The sequence below is a fragment of the Staphylococcus sp. SB1-57 genome (assembly GCF_017086425.1).
In the GTDB taxonomy this organism is placed as follows: domain Bacteria; phylum Bacillota; class Bacilli; order Staphylococcales; family Staphylococcaceae; genus Staphylococcus; species Staphylococcus warneri_A.
Genome location: NZ_CP070964.1, coordinates 1,703,956 through 1,719,568 on the forward strand (window position 1 = coordinate 1,703,956; position 15,613 = coordinate 1,719,568).

The window sequence follows — 15,613 nt, forward strand, 5'->3', positions numbered from 1 at the left end:
TTTCAAATAAATATATAGTAAAAGCTGATGCAAAATCGAAATGATGATTTGTTCTACTATAGTTGATTATTTTTTTCCTTCTACATAATCTTTATCGAAAACAAATAGTCTCAATAATAATAGTAACGATGGAACTAATAAAAGTAAACCTAAAATAAATGCAATAACCAATGCTAGACCCATTTCATCATTTACATGAGAACTAGAAATTTTTACGAATGGATGTAATAAATATGGTAATTTACTGATACCATATCCAAAGAAAGCAAATAACATTTGCAATATCACCATTATAAATGCTAAACCATGATTTCTTTTAAAAATAGTTAGTGCGCCTGCAACTAGGAAAAAGATAAAACTTATCACGAACATCCACCAATAGTTAAAGACAGCATTATTAAAATGCTCTGAGTTTTGTACTCTTAGTGATAAAAAGACAAACAAGGAAATAATAATCATTGGTGGTCCCCAAAATATATGCCATTGTCTCATTAAATGATATGCCGGTTGGTCCTTTGCTTTATTAGCATAAAATGTAAGGAATCCAGAAGAGATATATAACACTGAGATAATTGCCAAGAAAACAACAGCCCATGCAAAAGGACTTAGTAATAGTTGAACCCAGTCTAAATCAACATGATTCCCTACCTCTTTAATATAGCCACCTTCTGAAATTGTTAATGCGGTTGCTAATGCAGCTGGAATAAGTAAACCAGTTAACCCATATAGAAAAATCCATGGTAATTTTGTATCTTGTCCATAATTCTCAAAGGCATAGAAACTGTTTCTTATTGAAATAAGAATCGTACCAATTGAACCTGGTACAAGTAAAACCGTTCCTAAATATTTAACGGAATCAGGGAAGAATCCAATAAATCCAACAAAGAAAAAGACAAAGAAGACATTCGTAACTTCCCATACTGGACTAAGATATCTTTCAATAAGATGATTGATTTTCTTTTCTTCACCAGTAAGTTTAGAATGTAATGCGAAGAATCCAGCACCAAAATCAATTGAGGCTACGATGATATAACAAAATAAAAATATCCATAAGACTGTAATACCTATATATGAATATATCATTTGTTATCACCTCTTTCTTTGAGCACTTGATTGACATCATTGATTGCAGGTTTGTTTCTAAACATTCTGAGTAACACATATGCAGATGTAACGATGAGTACAAGATATAATAAACCGAATAAAATCGTCACTAATGTAATACCACCAGCTTGAGTCGCTGCTTGAGATACTCTTAAGTATCCTCTTACAATCCATGGTTGGCGTCCCATTTCCGTTAAGAACCAACCAAATTCAATTGCTAACATAGACGCTGGACCAGTAAGTAATATGCTATATAAAACTACCTTATGTGTAGTTAAGTGTCGTAACTTCTTAATTAATAAAATCAACATAAAAATTCCTGAAATCACAAAACAGAATACGCCCATTGAAACCATTAAGTCAAAGAAATAATGAACAATTAATGGTGGCAATTCATTTTTAGGAAAATCGTTAAGTCCTTTTACTGTCGTCTTCAAACTATTATCAGCTAAGAAACTTAACATTCCTGGGATTTCTATTGCGCCTGATACTTCATTCGTCTTTTCGTTTAAAACACCAAAAAATACTAAATTAGCTTGAGATTGTGTGTCAAAATGCCATTCATATGCAGCCAATTTTTCTGGTTGTACTTTATGTAAAAACTTAGCTGACATATCTCCCGCTAACATCGATAACAATGTTGAAATAAACCCAACAATCATCGTCATTTTTAATGCTTTTAAATGATATCTTTTATCTTCTGGATGCGTCTGTTTTAGCAATTTAAATGCAGCAATTGCCGCAAGAATAAACGCCATTGTCATGCCAGCTGTTGCAACAACATGGAAGGACCTTACGATAAATGATGAGTTAAACATTGCTTCTAATGGTTGAACATTAACCATACGTCCGTTTTTCATTTCAAAACCAGCTGGTGTATTCATAAACGAGTTAACTGACGTTATGAAAAATGCTGAGAATGATCCACCTATAATTACAGGTAAGCCTATAACAAAATGAATCCATTTATTTTTAAATCTTTCCCAAGTATAAAGATAAATACTAAGAAAAATAGCTTCAAAAAAGAATGCGAATGTTTCCATAAATAGAGGTAATGCAATTACATGACCGCCCATTTTCATAAATGTTGGCCAAACAAGCGATAATTGCAAACCAATAATTGTTCCCGTCACTACACCGACAGCAACTGTAATGGTATATCCTTTCGACCATCGTTTCGCTAATGCAATATAATGTGCATCGTTGTTTCGTATACCAAGAAATTCAGCGATAACAAACATTAATGGCATACCTACACCAATCGTTGCAAATATGATATGAACGGCTAAGGTCATACCTGTAAGTAATCGACTCATTTCAACTGAATCCATATATAATCACCTTATATTTATATTTTTTAGTAATTTCACAATGCTTAAAATTATAAATCCTTATCATGATGAACTAAATGTTTTTGCTTGAATTTTTGACATAAATTTTTTATAGAGACACATAATGTTCACACCATTGATATTTTATAAAATTAAATATAAGATAGAATAATATAAATTAATATATAGAAAGGAAGACCAAAGTGTCACATATTACGATATATACACAAGATGATTGTCCACCTTGTACGTTTGTAAAAAATCATCTTCAAGCAAATCATGTAGATTATACAGAAAAAAATATAAAGAATAATCAATATCGAGTAGAAATGATGGATTATGATGCATTTGCGACGCCATTTATCTTATTGAACGATGAACCTATGTATCAAGTTGATATGGATAAAATTAATCAAGCTTTTGACATTCAATAAGTACTTAGCAATTAAAAGATACTAATGATATAAAAGAACCAACTAAAGCAATTTAAATTGCTCAAGTTGGTTCTTTTAATTATTATTTTGAAATGTTATTAACTAATTCCATAACTTCCTCTTGTGTTGCACAATGAATAGCACGGTTCGCTAATTCTGACATTTCATTTTTACTTAAACCATTAATTTGTCTTCTAGCTTTAAGAATAGATGTTGGACTCATTGAGAATTCATCTAGACCTAAACCTAATAATAATGGTACTGCAGTAGCATCTCCTGCCATTTCACCACACATACCAGTCCATTTACCTTCTTTGTGAGAAGCTTCAATGACTTGTTTTACTAAGCGTAAAATTGAAGGATTGTATGGTTGATATAGATAAGATACGCGTTCTGACATACGGTCAGCTGCTAATGTATATTGGATTAAGTCATTTGTACCAATACTAAAGAAATCTACTTCTTTAGCAAAGACATCAGCTAATGCTGCAGTAGCTGGAATTTCAACCATGATACCTAACTCAATATCTTCCGAAACGTCATAACCTTCGTTTTGAAGATTCTCTTTTTCTTCTAATAACATTGCTTTAGCATCACGGAATTCCTTGATAGTAGCTACCATTGGGAACATGATATTTAATTTACCGTAAACAGAAGCACGTAATAACGCACGTAATTGTGGTCTGAAAATATCAGGTTGCGCTAAGCAAAGGCGAATCGCTCTATAACCTAAGAATGGATTCATTTCTTCTGGTAAATCTAAGTATGGTAATTCTTTGTCGCCACCGATATCCAATGTACGAACAACAACACGTTTACCATCCATAGTCTCTAATACTTTTTTGTATGCTTCGAATTGTTCTTCTTCAGTAGGCAATTGATCTCTACCCATGTATAAGAACTCAGTACGATATAAGCCAATACCTTGCGCACCATTTTCAATTACACCAGGTAAATCATTTGGTGTACCAATATTAGCTGCTAACTCTGCGTGAACACCATCAACAGTTACTGTATCAGCATCACGTAATTTTTGTAATTCTTGTTTATCTTCAAAGAAACGTTCACGTTTATTTTGATAAGCGATAACTTCATCTTCTGTAGGATCGATAATAACATCACCAGTTAAACCATCAACGATAATCATATCGCCTTGTTTAACTTCTTTAGTGATTGATTTAGTACCAACTACAGCTGCGATTTCTAATGAACGACTCATAATCGCAGAGTGACTTGTTCTACCACCAATATTCGTTACAAACCCTTGAACGAATTCTTTATTTAACTGTGCAGTATCAGAAGGTGTTAAGTCATTACCAATAATAACAACACTTTCATCAATCATACTTGGGTTTGGTAATTCAACACCAAGAATATGTGCTAACACACGTTTAGATACATCTCTAATGTCTGCTGCACGTTCTTTCATGTATTCATTATCCATTGATTCAAATATAGTAATGAATTGAGTTGTAACCTCATTTAATGCTGTAGCAGCATTAACATGGTCGTTTTTAATTTTATCTTGAATTGGTTGAATTAATTCTGGATCATCTAAAACAAGTAAATGCGCATCAAAAATGGCAGCTTTATCAGCGCCTAATTGAACTTCTGCATTATTTCTTATTTTAGTTAATTCAATTTTAGATGCTTCGATAGCGTTATTGAATTTGCTAGTTTCACCTTCAACATCAGTGATTGTCTCACTGCTGTCGAAAGATAAATCTGGCTCAACTATTAAGTAAGCTTTAGCGATTGCTACACCATCAGATGCAGCAATACCATTAATTAATTTAGACATATTACTTAGTTAAACCTTCTTTTGATAAGACATCACTGATAGATTCGATTGCATCTGCCTCATCGCTACCGTCAGCATAAATTGTAATTTCAGCATCTTTACCTACACCTAAACTCATAACACCCATGATTGATTTTAAGTTTACTTTTTTACCGTTATATTCTAATTGAATATCTGAATCAAATTTTGAAGCTGTTTGTACCAACATTGTAGCTGGGCGAGCGTGGATTCCTGTTTCGTCGATAATTACATATGATTTTTGTTCCATAATTTATTTCTCCTTCTATAAGTTAGAATCTTCAATATACTTACAATCTAACATAAATTTTTATACCTTAACTTTACCAAAACCAATAGTTAAATTCAATTTGTTTAAAACCGGTTTCAGTATATTTCTACAATTTTTTAACAAATTATATCCCTTAAAGTAACTCTTTGATGACTTTTTCACATTTTTCAATATGATCTTGACCTAATTTTTTCATAAAGTAATAACTAATTGATGCTGAAACTGCTTGTCCTACAAATGGGAACCATTTAGTTTGTTTAGCTGCAGTTCGTTTCGCTACATCTTTAATCACTACTTTCATAAGTGCATTGGTTAATTTTTTACCAATAAATTGACTACCTTGAATGGCTGCTGCAGACATGATTCGTTCTCTAACATCATCACTCAATGAATTGACTTGTTTATGATCTAGTCCATAAATTTTATTGACATCACTAATGATATCTCTCATTAATTTTATATCGACACCAAAGTCCAATCCAGGAATTGGTACTACACTCATTCCTGATGATAATAAAGATTTCTTTTTAACGAGATTTTCTGCTTGTGCACGTCTTTGTTGTAACTCATTTTGAGTCACAGGTAAATTACTTTTTTCTTTGATTTCTTCAATATTTAATACTTTATTACCAACTGTATTTGTAACTCTATTCGTCATTTTATTTCTAATGCTCATCTAATTCACACTCCCATGAATCTTATTTCAATAAGACTCTATACCCAGAATACAACTATTTAATGCTCAATATTAACAAAAATTACTTTCAAATATTTTGAAGGTTTGTAATGTGGATGTGTTTTAAAATCTTTAGGTAATCCCATCACTTCTTTGATTTCATAATCAACTTCAGCTTCTTCTAGTGTTGTTTTAATAACATTTTTAAACGCTTTTAAAGAAAAGACACTCGAATTGGTACATAATAATAATGTCCCTTTTGGCGCTAATACTTCTAAGGCGCCATTAATTAATTTGTCGTAATCTTTTTGCACTGAAAATGTTTTCTTTTTATTTCGTGCAAAGCTTGGTGGATCAATGACAATTGTGTCATATTGATGCCCGTGTCGATTTGCATAATTATAAAAATCAAATGTATCCATGACATAAATATATTGTGATTTAGGATCAATGGCATTAAGCCCAAAATTCTCTTCGGTTAGTCCTCTTGAACGATTAGCTAAATCTACACTTGTCGTTGTTTTAGCCTTAGTTGCTGATACGACAGAAAAAGCGCCTGTATAGCTGAACACATTTAAAAGATGACGCCCCTCTGAAAATTGATCACGTAATTTCTTTCTTACTTCTTTTTGGTCTAAGAAGATACCTGTCATTAAGCCGTCATCTAAATCCACATTATAAAACGTAAAGTTCTCTTCAATTACAATTGGAAATGTTTGTTGTTCTCCCTCAACAAACCCACCTGTGTATTCAGTATCTTTAAAACGCATTTTTTCGTATATAGACTGATATTCAAAAACAATTTTGATAGCTTCTAAAATATGATACCTAAATTTATAAATACCTTTCGAATACCATTGAATTAATAAATGGCCATCATAGTTGTCGATAGTTAATCCGCCAACACCATCACCTTCAGCATTGAACAATCTAAAAGCATTCGTACCATCTATGTGATAGTAATATTCTCGTTCTGCTAAAGCTTTTTCAAATAATCGTTTAAAAAACGATGTGTTAATATCTTCGGATGGATCATAACTTAACACCCAACCTAAACCTTTATGCTGTCTACCTACATAAGCCGTTGCTATATATTGTTCTTTTCCATCGACTAATTTGAATAAATCACCTTCTTTTAGATGATCTTGGGCATAAATATCTTCTTCATCAATTAATGGATATTGATTTTGATATTTTGATTCTTTACCTCTATTTAAAGTTGCAATCTTCATTTATTACACTAACCTCTCTTTTATACATTTAATTTCTTCAACCGTCATATTGCTATGCTGATTCGTAAATGCATTTTACATTATATATAATTACTAATTGAATGATTCATTTATTATTTTAACAAAGAATGCTAGGATGTCCTATTTTCTAACAAAAAAGAGTGGTCTTACAATTCGATCGATTAAAGAAGGAATTGTAACCCACCCCATAACACGTGTGATTTGTTTAAATTAATTTGTTAAATGTTTTTTAATTACTCTTTTGGTTTATCTCTTAACTGTAATGAATAAGCAACAATCATTGCTAGTAACATAAGCAATAAAGTTGGCGTAATAAATACAGATAATAATAATCCGTGAACCATAATATTAATGAATTCAGTTAATAATTTAAAGAATAAGATACTTCCCATAAATAATTGTAAGAAGTAAAATTTACCTCTTAAGAAATAAGTAAGTGTTGTAGCAATATAAACTATGATAATAAATAAAAGTAACAATAATGTTACCCATTCTATCACATATTGCGTTTGTGATAATTCCCATTCTCCAGATAAGAACAATGCGTTTCTGTTGTTAAATTCTAAAAATGTAAAGAAGAAAATAACTACACCACAGAAAATTTCAACATACATTGGTTTTATCCATTTTGGCTTTCTCATCCAATGTGGAATATCATCTTCTTGGATATCAACAATATTTTTTACTTTTTCTTTAAATTTATCCCTTTTAACTCTAATTTTTTCTAAATCAACACTTCTTCTTGTTTTACGTGCATATTCTGTTGTCTTATCTTGTAGTTGTTTTAAGTGAACTTTAGTTTGATTCGAGACATTACCTTTACTTGTTCTTGATAATTCAGGTTCTTCTTCACCTAATTCTTGTTTCGTAAGCGGTAGCGCACGTCTTAAGAACAAGAAGTTCCAAATTGACATTTGTCCTAATAACCACATAATAATAAAGAATGTATTAACACTTAAGATGTCAATAGATTCAATTTCATTAGCATCTATACGACCATGTAATGCAATTTGCGTAATAAGGTAACTGATACCATATGATACGATAATCCACATATAATGACTCTTTCGATTATCACTATTCAATTCATCTTTATATACAATATAACCGATATGTATGATGAACGGAATAATAAATACGATACCAAAGAACCCATATACTTGCATCATAAGAACTAGAGTAATTAAGAAATACATTATCCCTATGACTAAGAAGAAAATTGAAATATCATAATCATACTTAATTGTTCTAAATAACGTATGACCTAGTAACATTACAAAGATACCAAATAATATAATAATTATGGCACTTACAATTGGGAAACCCCCGATAAATCTACTCATCACTTTAATTATTTCAGCGAAAAATGCGTTCAGGAATTCCCATATATTATACACATGTGTATTTACCTTCTTATCTCCATTTAATTGTTTAATAAGCGGTAAGTTAATTAATATAATGAGTCCTGTGAAAAGTGAAACGATACCGATGATATAACTAAATATAATCTCGGTGTGTTTCTTAAGAAAAGACATACTATTCACCTCAAAAGTTATTATATATGAAGAACTTATTCTTGTCTTTAATAAATCATTAAATACGTCTATAGACCTAGAAAAGTTTATTATTAGCATAACTGGGTAAAAGGTGTATGTAAACAATAAAACACAATTAGGGGTGGATTTATTATGAGTAACGAAGAATTTGCAAAAAAATCAGCTGAAAAAGCCAAAGAAGCAGAAGAGAAATTAAAAGAACAAAAAGAAGAAAAAACAAATGATACAGAACAAACTAAAAAAGATATTGATGACGCATTAAATTAATTACTAATTGACTATTTAACGATTAGATCATCCAATATTCTATAATAACGATGAATTTGGGACATAAATACAAAAAATAATAGCACAAAGATGATTTGAAATTTTAAATTATCTTTGTGCTATTTTATATTTAATACTACGTATTGACTGACTTAGAGCTTTCATAAGCACACATCATATAAAAATATTAATTTATTATATATTTTATTAACTTGACAATCCACATGAAAAATCATACATTAAAGACAAATTAAAATAATAAACGCACTAGGGGTGTTTTGAACTGAGATGAGGTTAACCCTCAAACCCTTTGAACCTGATCTAGCTAGATACTAGCGTAGGAAAGTGTAATTAACAAAGATGATAATCGTATGTTGAATCATATTCTTATGTTTTACGCACAACTTTCCTAGAGATGGTTGTGCGTTTTTTTAGGAGGATGTTTTTATGTCAAAAGGTTTAAAGCTTTCTGAGATATTAGTAACAGTACTTATCTCTGTCATTTTTGCCATTATTTATAACTTATGGTGGCTATTTTATAATGTTGCACAAGTCGCTGGTTTACACCTTGAACAATTAACATATGGTGTATGGTTTATGGCTGCGATTGTTTGTTATTTAATTATTCCTAAGCCAGGTATCGCCTTACTTGCTGAGTTTGCTGCAGGTGCCGGTGAAACAATTGTGATGGGTAAATTTGATATACCTACAATCATCTATGCCCTACTACAAGGTTTAGCTTGTGAGATTGTCTTTGCTATATTCAAATACCAGTCTCGTTCAGTCATGGTAGCTATGCTTGCGGGATTAGTGACTGCACTTATTTCATTCCCAGTCGACTATTTTTATGGTTATTTAAATGAAGTTGCTGGATGGAACTTAATTTTATTCATTGTTTTCCGTGCGATTAGTGGCATTATCATTGCTGGTTTATTATCTTATTTATTGGTTAAAGCATTGGATCAAACTGGTGTAACTAAAGTATTCAGACCCGCTTCTAAAGATGATTACGATACATTATAAGGGGACTTAAAAGTGTTGAAAGTTACAAATTTACGTTTGAAATATCCTAATGGATATCGAAAAATTTTTGATAATCTAAATATAGAAATTAAAGATAAAGAAAAAGTACTTTTACTAGGACCGTCCGGTTCTGGTAAAAGTACACTTTTAAATGTATTAAGTGGTATTGTACCCAATTTAATAGAATTACCTATGAAATATGACGAATTGCAAATCAATCAGCATAATGGAGTTATCTTCCAAGATCCGGATTCACAATTTTGTATGCCTAAAGTTTATGAAGAACTTGCCTTTGTTTTAGAGAACAGACAAGTGCCAAGACAAGATATGGATGAAGCCATCAGCCAAGCATTAGCATCAGTAAATTTAAATGTAAACGAAAATACACAAATCAATCAATTAAGTGGCGGTATGAAGCAAAAATTAGCTATAGTTGAAACCATATTACAACAAGCAGATACGCTATTTTTAGATGAACCCACTGCAATGTTAGATGTTAATGCGACATCAGATTTATGGCAACGTTTAATCAAGCTCTGGAAAGACCAAACAGTACTTATAGTCGAACATAAGGTCGAACATATTTGGCAACATGTGGATAGAGTTTTATTAATGAACTATGAAGGACAAATTATTGCTGATGATACGCCAAATCATATTTTAAAGCATTATGAACATTTACTTAGTGAATACGGCGTGTGGCATCCAAATGCATGGCATTACGCTCCTAAGCCAAAATATATGGCTCCCTCATCTGAAGCGCCATTATTTAAATTTGAAAATGGTGCTGTTATTCGTAATAAGAAAGATTTATTCAAAGTGGATCAATTAGCTATTCATTCAGGTGAGTGGATCACGATAACTGGTCAAAATGGTACTGGTAAAACCTCATTATTAGAATCCATATTACAATTAATCAAATATAAAGGCGTAATGACATTTCAAGGTCAGGAATTGCGTAAAATTAAAGATGCTGCAAAGCACATGTATCTTGTGTATCAGAATCCAGAACTTCAATTTATCACTAACTCTGTCTATGATGAAATATTGATTCATTTTAACCATTTAGATTCATCTATTGCAGAATCTAAAACCCTCGACTTATTAGATTTACTAGACTTAACCAATGTTAAAAATCAACATCCTTACGAATTATCAATGGGTCAAAAACGTAGGTTAAGTGTAGCAACGGCATTAAATTCAAATGCAGATATCATCCTTTTAGATGAACCAACATTTGGTTTGGATAGCCACAATACATTTCAATTAATAAAACTATTTCAAGAGAGAGTATCTAAGGGGCAAAGTATCATTATGGTTACACATGATCCAGAGATTATTAAACGCTATCCAACACGTCAATGGATAATTGAAAACCAATATTTAACAGAAATCAAAGGTGATCAACATGTTTGAACATTGGAAAATTAGACCCACCTTTATGGATGACGTCAATATTATCACTAAACTCGTTTTAGGCGTTTTACTATTTTTCTTTATTATTTTTATTCATAATTTTGACTTTATGATTTACATCGTTTGTCTCATGTTTATCTTTTTACTTATGTTTAACGGAACGCAATTTAAAATTACTGGTGCTTTTATACTAGCAACCACGTTCTTTGCTCTATTGTCATCACTATTCATGATTTTATACGGTGATGGTGACCACATTTTATTTAAATTTGGCATCATTCAAATTAGTACGGAAAGTATCGTCAGAGGTATTCACCTTTCTCTTCGTACAATTACAGTGTCGATGTTTGGTATTCTTATAGCATTAACGTCACAAGTAGTCATGATTTTTTATAGTCTAATGCAACATTTAAAAGTAAAGCCTAAAGTTGCCTATGCCTTTATGGCCGCAATTAGAATGATACCGTTAATCATCAGTTCTTTAATTCAATTACGTCGTTCTTTAAAAATGAGATATCAAATGATAAACAAATCTAATTATAGAGGGTTCAAAAGACTTAAACATTTAATTATTCCGTTATTAAGTCAAAACATACGACGTGCACATCAACTATCTGTTGCAATGGAGTCTAAAGGTTTTAAAGATGGCCCTAGAACGTATTATTATCATGCACCTTTCTCATACAAAGATATTATATTGATTATATGTTTATTAATTATTATAGGACTTTCTTATTATTTATCATCTACCTTGCCAATAACTGGTATCCATGATGTTCGAATAGGTAGATTAGAATAAAGTATTTTATCCATTCATTCCATATATAAATAAAAAATCCTGGGACAAAAATAATGTCTCAGGATTTAATCATATAATTATAGTAGTTCACTGTAGGCACATTCTTTTTCTCATAGAAATTAGAACGGCTTACACATGTATATCAACTTATATATTCAGATAAACTATAGGAATATACATGAGCTAAAGTCCATAATTACAACCGTCTAAGTAATGAATTATAAAGATGCTCTAATATAAAGTTTTTACAATTATAGTCAACCTTGTTGAAACAGGACAAGGAAATAAATTTTAGTAACATGTTATTTCTGTCCTGTTCTCTTTAATTATTCTTTTATTTCAATGCTTTATTTCCTATGTCTGTTCTATAAAACAAGTGATTGCTCTTTATCTTTTTAACACGTTTATAGGCAGCGGCTTGCGCTTCTTTTATATTTTGCCCTTCACCTATAGCTAATATGACGCGTCCACCACTGTTAACAAACTGGTCATTATCCTTCTTCAAACCACTTACAAAGTAATTTGAGTCTAGTTCAAATCCACTAACTTGATGCCCTTTTTCGTAATTACCTGGATAACCTTTAGAAGCCAACATAACACCAACCACTGATTCATCCTTCCATTCAAAATGAATCGGCTCATCATTATCAAGTGCAACAATATGATGCATTAAATCGCTATTCATTCTTGTCAATAACACTTGTGCTTCTGGATCACCAAATCTTGCATTAAACTCTATGACTTTCGGCCCTTCTTGAGTCAAAATAGCACCGATGTATAATAGTCCAAAGAAATGGTGGCCTTCTTTAGTCATTGCATCTGCAATCGGTTGAGCAATCTCCTCATTTGTTCTAGCAATTATATCATTACTAATATGAGGTACTGGACAATATGCACCCATACCACCTGTATTTGGCCCTTTATCGTAATCATAAGCACGTTTATGATCTTGAGCAATACAATCAAATGGAACAGCTCTCTTACCATTAACAAATGTCATTAAAGAGAATTCTTCACCTTCTAAAAATTCTTCAAATACAATTGTTCCTGATTTTTCTTCAAACATTTGTTGAACTGCTTCTTTAGCTTCATCTCTTTTTGTAGCAATCACTACACCTTTACCTGCAGCTAAACCATCTTTTTTAATAACGATTGGCAAGTCACATGTTTCAACGAAAACTAATGCCTCTTCCTTATTATTAATTTCCTTATATTGTGCAGTAGGAATATCATATTTAGCCATTATTCTTTTAGCAAATGCCTTTGAGCCTTCAATTTGTGCTGCATCGCGATTAGGGCCAAATACTTTAATTTGATGGTTTCTTAATAAATCAGGTAAACCATCTATCAATGGTTGTTCAGGTCCAATTACAACCCATTCTATTTGATGATTAGTGACAAAGTCTAAGATAGCTTCGTGATCATTTTCTTTAATATTAGTATGGATTTGTGCCACATTAACCATTGCTTCATTGCCTGGTATCACATGAACTTGGTCTACTATTGATGATTGACTTAATTTATAGGCTAATACATGTTCACGTCCACCTGCACCAATAACGAGTACTTTCATGACTTTTCTCCCTTCAACATCTTATGATTAGTGTTTAAAATGTCGCATTCCTGTCATTACCATTGTAATGCCATATTTATTTGCCATATCGATAGAATCTTGATCCTTAATTGATCCACCAGGTTGAATAATTGCTTTAATACCATTTTGAGCAGCTAATTCTACAGTGTCATCCATTGGGAAAAAGCCATCTGATACTAATGCAACATTATCATTAATTTCAATTGCTCTTTCCAATGCAATTTTGGCTGAACCTACGCGATTCATTTGACCAGCACCAATACCTACTGTTTGTTTAGCGTTACTTAATATTACTGCATTACTCTTAACGGCACCTACCACTTTCCAACCTAACAACATTGCTTCCCATTGCGCTTCAGTTGGTTGTACTTCAGTAGCAACAGTCATTTCATCACGACTTACTTCAAAGTTATCTTTATCCTGTACTAAATAGCCACCAGATACTGACACAAATTCTTGTTCTCTATTATCAATTGTTGTATCTATTTCTAATAGTCGAATATTTTTCTTTTTCGTTAAAATATCTAAAGCCTCTTTCGTAAATAGAGGTGCGATAACGACTTCTAAAAAGATAGAATGTAGTGTTTCAGCTAACGTCGCTGTCACTGGTCGATTTAATGCAATAATTCCACCAAAAATGGATTGATTATCTGCATCAAAAGCATTTTGGAAAGCCTCTTCAATTGTATTTCCAATTCCTACACCACATGGATTCATATGTTTTACGGCAATCGTAGTTGGCTCTTCAAATTTTTTAACTAATGAAAGTGCTGCATCAGCATCTTTAATATTATTGAAGCTAAGTTGCTTACCATGTAATTGTTTAGCTCCAGCAATTGTATGTTTAGCATCAGTTGTTCTTACAAAGTAAGCAGATTGTTGTGGGTTCTCACCATAGCGTAAGGTTTCTTTATTCCCTTTAAAGAAATTCACAATAGCTTCATCATATTGAGTTGTATGTTCAAATACTTTAATCATAAGTGATTTGCGGTATTCTTCGTCTAATTGGTCATTTTTTATTCTACTAATCACTTCATTATAATCAGCAGGGTGTACAACGGTTGTCACATGTTTAAAATTCTTGGCAGCTGCTCTTAACATTGTCGGACCACCAATATCAATATTTTCAATCGCATCCATTTCTGTAACATCTGGATTTTCTACTGTTTTTTGGAATGGATATAAATTAACGACTACTAAATCTATTAAATCAATGTGTTGTTCTTTTAATTCATCCAAATGTTCTGATTTATCTCTATCTGCTAAAATCCCACCATGTACTGCTGGATGTAAAGTTTTAACACGTCCATCCATAATTTCAGGAAATTGTGTTAATTCAGATACAGATTTCACTTCAACTTGTGCCTCTTCTAAAATACGTTTCGTTCCACCTGTTGAATAAAGCTCATAACCTAATTCCTTTAAAGATGTCGCAAATTCTACAATACCGTTTTTATTTGAAACACTTAAAATTGCTCTTTTCATTGTTCGCTATACTCCTCTATCGAATGATTTTCGCAATAACGCTTGGATATAATTGGTACTCTAATTGTTTGACTCTCTCTTCTAACATTTCAATAGTATCGTCCGTTTTGATATCACATTGTCTTTGTTCAATAATTTCTCCCGTATCCATACCACTATCAACATAATGTACCGTTGATCCTGTTATTGAATCCCCGCTACGAAATGCTTGTCCAATTGCGTCTATCCCCTTATATTTCGGCAATAATGATGGATGAATGTTTAATATTTTATGAGGATAAGCTGTTAAAATATCCTCCCCAATTAATCTCATATAACCGGCCAATACAATCCACTGAACCCCTTCTGCAGAAAGTAAAGATAATAAATGTTGTTCATAATGAGATTTTGAATCAAAATGTTTTGGTTCATTGATATGTACTGGTATACCAAGTTGTTCTGCTCTATTAACACAATAAGCATCATGATGATCTGTATAAAGTGCAGTAATATCAATGTCCTCTAAATGTCCTTGTTGAACATGTCGTGCGATGTTTTCAAAGTTACTTCCAGAACCTGATGCAAAGATTGCTACTTTGACCACGT

15 protein-coding genes and 1 riboswitch are annotated in these 15,613 nt (G+C 31.9%); of the genes, 5 read left to right on the forward strand and 10 right to left on the reverse strand.

Annotated features, from left to right (window positions below):
* Nucleotides 1-66: 66 nt before the first annotated feature.
* Both JX000_RS08455 and JX000_RS08460 read right to left on the reverse strand, forming a co-directional pair.
* Nucleotides 67-1,083, reverse strand: a complete 1,017-nt coding sequence (locus JX000_RS08455) for a cytochrome d ubiquinol oxidase subunit II (RefSeq protein ID WP_075778647.1) — start codon at nt 1,081-1,083, stop codon at nt 67-69.
* The gene (locus tag JX000_RS08460; RefSeq protein ID WP_075778646.1) at nt 1,080-2,435 is read right to left on the reverse strand and encodes a cytochrome ubiquinol oxidase subunit I; all 1,356 of its coding nucleotides are present in this window, start codon (nt 2,433-2,435) and stop codon (nt 1,080-1,082) included. Before JX000_RS08460 ends, JX000_RS08455 begins: the two co-directional genes overlap by 4 nt.
* 203 nt (nt 2,436-2,638) lie before the next feature.
* Between JX000_RS08460 and JX000_RS08465 the strand changes: the two genes are divergently transcribed.
* Nucleotides 2,639-2,869: a glutaredoxin family protein gene (locus tag JX000_RS08465; protein ID WP_002450699.1), complete on the forward strand. Its 231-nt coding sequence runs from the start codon at nt 2,639-2,641 to the stop codon at nt 2,867-2,869.
* 82 nt (nt 2,870-2,951) lie between these two features.
* Here the strand turns inward: JX000_RS08465 and ptsP are convergent, their stop codons facing one another.
* The 5 genes from ptsP to auxA all read right to left on the reverse strand — a co-directional run bounded on the left by ptsP (nt 2,952) and on the right by auxA (nt 8,423).
* On the reverse strand, nt 2,952-4,670 hold the full coding sequence (gene ptsP / locus JX000_RS08470) for a phosphoenolpyruvate--protein phosphotransferase (protein WP_049423563.1): 1,719 nt from the start codon (nt 4,668-4,670) through the stop codon (nt 2,952-2,954).
* Nucleotide 4,671: 1 nt separating this feature from the next.
* Complete coding sequence (locus JX000_RS08475) at nt 4,672-4,938, reverse strand: phosphocarrier protein HPr (RefSeq protein ID WP_002450701.1); 267 nt, start codon at nt 4,936-4,938, stop codon at nt 4,672-4,674.
* Nucleotides 4,939-5,092: 154 nt separating this feature from the next.
* Nucleotides 5,093-5,635, reverse strand: a complete 543-nt coding sequence (locus tag JX000_RS08480; RefSeq protein ID WP_002450702.1) for a DUF697 domain-containing protein — start codon at nt 5,633-5,635, stop codon at nt 5,093-5,095.
* A gap of 59 nt (nt 5,636-5,694) precedes the next feature.
* Entirely contained in the window at nt 5,695-6,867 is a 1,173-nt protein-coding gene (locus tag JX000_RS08485) for a class I SAM-dependent rRNA methyltransferase (protein WP_075778645.1), read from the reverse strand.
* Between the two features lie 254 nt (nt 6,868-7,121).
* Nucleotides 7,122-8,423 carry a lipoteichoic acid stability factor AuxA gene (gene auxA, locus JX000_RS08490; protein ID WP_049423558.1) on the reverse strand — a complete coding sequence of 434 codons (1,302 nt, stop codon included), beginning with the start codon at nt 8,421-8,423 and terminating at the stop codon, nt 7,122-7,124.
* Between the two features lie 153 nt (nt 8,424-8,576).
* On the opposite strand from auxA, the gene graF reads away from it, so the two are divergent.
* The 4 genes from graF to JX000_RS08510 all read left to right on the forward strand — a co-directional run bounded on the left by graF (nt 8,577) and on the right by JX000_RS08510 (nt 11,949).
* Complete coding sequence (graF, locus tag JX000_RS08495) at nt 8,577-8,711, forward strand: glycopeptide resistance-associated protein GraF (protein WP_002450705.1); 135 nt, start codon at nt 8,577-8,579, stop codon at nt 8,709-8,711.
* Nucleotides 8,712-8,970: 259 nt separating this feature from the next.
* A riboswitch (TPP riboswitch) is annotated at nt 8,971-9,072 on the forward strand.
* Nucleotides 9,073-9,158: 86 nt separating this feature from the next.
* On the forward strand, nt 9,159-9,734 hold the full coding sequence (locus tag JX000_RS08500) for an ECF transporter S component (RefSeq protein WP_002450706.1): 576 nt from the start codon (nt 9,159-9,161) through the stop codon (nt 9,732-9,734).
* A gap of 12 nt (nt 9,735-9,746) precedes the next feature.
* Nucleotides 9,747-11,150, forward strand: a complete 1,404-nt coding sequence (locus JX000_RS08505) for an ABC transporter ATP-binding protein (RefSeq protein ID WP_075778644.1) — start codon at nt 9,747-9,749, stop codon at nt 11,148-11,150.
* Nucleotides 11,143-11,949: an energy-coupling factor transporter transmembrane component T family protein gene (locus tag JX000_RS08510; RefSeq protein WP_075778643.1), complete on the forward strand. Its 807-nt coding sequence runs from the start codon at nt 11,143-11,145 to the stop codon at nt 11,947-11,949. The genes JX000_RS08505 and JX000_RS08510 overlap by 8 nt, the downstream gene beginning before the upstream one ends.
* Nucleotides 11,950-12,283: 334 nt before the next feature.
* On the opposite strand, the gene purD is transcribed toward JX000_RS08510, so the two are convergent.
* From purD to purN, 3 genes are read right to left on the reverse strand one after another with little or no spacing between them, the layout of a single operon-like run.
* A complete protein-coding gene (gene purD / locus JX000_RS08515; protein ID WP_206140629.1) occupies nt 12,284-13,522 on the reverse strand; it encodes a phosphoribosylamine--glycine ligase in 1,239 nt (412 codons plus the stop codon).
* 27 nt (nt 13,523-13,549) lie between these two features.
* Nucleotides 13,550-15,028, reverse strand: a complete 1,479-nt coding sequence (gene purH / locus JX000_RS08520; RefSeq protein WP_075778641.1) for a bifunctional phosphoribosylaminoimidazolecarboxamide formyltransferase/IMP cyclohydrolase — start codon at nt 15,026-15,028, stop codon at nt 13,550-13,552.
* 16 nt (nt 15,029-15,044) lie between these two features.
* Nucleotides 15,045-15,611 carry a phosphoribosylglycinamide formyltransferase gene (purN, locus tag JX000_RS08525; RefSeq protein WP_107546759.1) on the reverse strand — a complete coding sequence of 189 codons (567 nt, stop codon included), beginning with the start codon at nt 15,609-15,611 and terminating at the stop codon, nt 15,045-15,047.
* Nucleotides 15,612-15,613 lie beyond the last annotated feature (2 nt).

What these genes read in the sequence shown, in the direction of transcription:
- JX000_RS08455 (WP_075778647.1), bottom strand. Translation starts at nt 1,083, where the DNA reads ATGATATATTCATATATAGGTATTACAGTCTTATGGATATTTTTATTT.
- JX000_RS08460 (WP_075778646.1), bottom strand. Translation starts at nt 2,435, where the DNA reads ATGGATTCAGTTGAAATGAGTCGATTACTTACAGGTATGACCTTAGCC.
- ptsP (WP_049423563.1), bottom strand. Translation starts at nt 4,670, where the DNA reads ATGTCTAAATTAATTAATGGTATTGCTGCATCTGATGGTGTAGCAATC.
- JX000_RS08475 (WP_002450701.1), bottom strand. Translation starts at nt 4,938, where the DNA reads ATGGAACAAAAATCATATGTAATTATCGACGAAACAGGAATCCACGCT.
- JX000_RS08480 (WP_002450702.1), bottom strand. Translation starts at nt 5,635, where the DNA reads ATGAGCATTAGAAATAAAATGACGAATAGAGTTACAAATACAGTTGGT.
- JX000_RS08485 (WP_075778645.1), bottom strand. Translation starts at nt 6,867, where the DNA reads ATGAAGATTGCAACTTTAAATAGAGGTAAAGAATCAAAATATCAAAAT.
- auxA (WP_049423558.1), bottom strand. Translation starts at nt 8,423, where the DNA reads ATGTCTTTTCTTAAGAAACACACCGAGATTATATTTAGTTATATCATC.
- graF (WP_002450705.1), top strand. Translation starts at nt 8,577, where the DNA reads ATGAGTAACGAAGAATTTGCAAAAAAATCAGCTGAAAAAGCCAAAGAA.
- JX000_RS08500 (WP_002450706.1), top strand. Translation starts at nt 9,159, where the DNA reads ATGTCAAAAGGTTTAAAGCTTTCTGAGATATTAGTAACAGTACTTATC.
- JX000_RS08510 (WP_075778643.1), top strand. Translation starts at nt 11,143, where the DNA reads ATGTTTGAACATTGGAAAATTAGACCCACCTTTATGGATGACGTCAAT.
- purD (WP_206140629.1), bottom strand. Translation starts at nt 13,522, where the DNA reads ATGAAAGTACTCGTTATTGGTGCAGGTGGACGTGAACATGTATTAGCC.
- purH (WP_075778641.1), bottom strand. Translation starts at nt 15,028, where the DNA reads ATGAAAAGAGCAATTTTAAGTGTTTCAAATAAAAACGGTATTGTAGAA.